This is a genomic window from Shewanella sp. M16 (assembly GCF_018224605.1).
Lineage (GTDB): Bacteria > Pseudomonadota > Gammaproteobacteria > Enterobacterales > Shewanellaceae > Shewanella > Shewanella oncorhynchi.
Genome location: NZ_JAGTUL010000101.1, coordinates 1 through 1445 on the forward strand (window position 1 = coordinate 1; position 1445 = coordinate 1445).

The 1445-nt window shown below is 30.2% G+C and carries 1 protein-coding gene and 1 pseudogene; both read left to right on the forward strand.

What is annotated here, in order from left to right:
- Positions 1-1211, forward strand: a 1211-nt coding sequence (locus tag KFE26_RS23575; RefSeq protein ID WP_212601912.1) for a DUF262 domain-containing protein, incomplete at its 5' end; no start/stop codon positions are given.
- Between the two features lie 4 nt (positions 1212-1215).
- Positions 1216-1445: pseudogene (locus KFE26_RS23580) on the forward strand (hypothetical protein); the annotation flags it as partial.

The following is a 1445-nucleotide window of genomic DNA, read 5'->3' on the forward strand; positions in this document are numbered from 1 at the left end:
TTGTAAAAGAGCTTAATAAATTAATTGAAAGAATAAAAGAGTTGAATGAACGTAGTGACGTTTTGTCGATTAAAGAAATGAATGAAGTTGTAAAAAAGACAGAAAAAATAGCAACTCTTAAGGAACTGTTAAGACCACTCCAAAAAAATGAGTCTGACATAATTGAAAAGCATACATTAGAGAAGCGAAATGAGTATGAATATAAAACATCAGAATATACAGTTAGTGAAATTAATAAAAAATATCTTCGTAGTTTAGATGTTGATTTTAACGTAGATGACACTTTTGCTAAAGGTGCAATTTATGTTCCTGATTATCAACGTGATTTTGTTTGGTCGGATAATGCGCAATCTAAATTTATTGAGTCTTTGATTCTTGGTATACCAGTTCCTTTAATATTTTTCGCTGATGTTAATTCTCATTTGGAAATTGTTGATGGCTCACAACGAGTGAGAACTATACATAATTTTCTTGAAAATAATCTTCGATTAAAAAATTTAGAAAAACTGCATTATTTAAATGGTTATACATATATTGAACTACCTGCACATAGAAGAAATCGAATAGATGATATAAGTCTGAGGGCTGTTTCATTAGGAGAAAGTACAGTATCTTTAGCTAGATATGACTTGTTTGAGAGAGTCAACACTGGGGGGAATAATTTAAAAAGTGCCGAAGTCAGAAAAGGAAGTGTAGTAAGTGAATTTTCTGAATTTATCAAAGAATGTTCTGAAAATCTTCTTTTTAAAAAGTTGTGTCCTTTAGGTGGAAAGGTTGCTAATAGAGAAGAGGGACTGGAAAGAATTACACGCTTTTTTGCTTATTCTGGAGGTGGTGCATTAGATAATTATAAGGGATTTGTTACTCCATTTCTAAAGGATTATCTTAAGAGAACAAGCGATAATTTTAATGATGAAATGAAACTTGATATGAAAATGAAGTTTGAGAACATGTTGAGTTTTGTTAATAAAAATTTTCCATTTGGATTTAAGAAATCTGAATCAAATAAATCTACGTTTAGAGTAAGATTTGAGGCGATAGCAATTGGAACTGCTAATGCTTTGGAGATTGAGCCAGAATTAACTGTTGATAATGTCGACTGGTTAGAATCAATTGATTTTTTAGAAAAAGTGCGTTCAGATGCTGCAAATAATAAAAGTAATTTAGTTGGACGGATCAATTATGTGACTAATAAGTTACTAGGTAATTAGTGCTATGGAAAACATCAAAAGGGAACTTGAAATAAGAAAGGTTGAAATTAGAAACTATATTGATTTTATAAAAAAAATCGATCATTCCAAAAGTTCAATAGTAAATTCAGACGAAGATTTGGAAGAGAATCCTGACTCATCTTCGCGTATAGGAAGGCCTCTACCTGAGTGCATTATTAATGATGATATAAAAAAAATGCTTAAAGCTAACCTATATATACTTTTATATAATGT